1 pseudogene is annotated in these 565 nt (G+C 43.5%); it reads right to left on the reverse strand.

Features of this window, described 5'->3' with window-relative positions:
* Positions 1-117: 117 nt before the first annotated feature.
* Positions 118-527: pseudogene (locus tag R7R78_RS28445) on the reverse strand (cytidine deaminase).
* Between the last annotated feature and the right edge of the window lie 38 nt (positions 528-565).

Here is a 565-nt window from a genome sequence, read left to right on the forward strand (position 1 = left end):
TAACGCCCTGTTAAGGTGTGAGCAACGCAATACCGACGCTTCCGCACAACACCTTAACCACTAAACGCAACGTATAGTAAAAATGCCACGCGTTGCGAATCACTCTTAAACAGTTTGTTATAGCGCTTTGCCGTTTCAAGTGACCAATGATGAGGCATTAATTCTCGTATAGTATTGAAAACCAATGCATTCCCTGAAGTCGTAATTGCTGCTTTGACATCCCCAGCCCAATGGACGAGGCGCTCTTGGCAAACTCCGCATGGTGAAAAAATTAGAAATTCATCTTTCTCGCTCTCACGACACAGGCATAATGAGTGGGTCACTCGCTCATTGAGTTTGTGAGCCTCTAAATACGCTCCCACCTCCATACATAGTGAAAGAGCATCGTTTTTAGTATCAGGAGCAATGCTTGTTAATATTTTTCCTGACTCTGTTCTAACAGCCGCAGCTCCACCCCAACCAGAAGGATATCGCATATTTACTAGTTCTATTGCTGCTTGATAGAGCTCTTTTTCGATATTATCCATGACCATCCATATTCAATTTTATCGTGCGCTATAACGCC

Source organism: Vibrio sp. 2134-1, assembly GCF_033339495.1.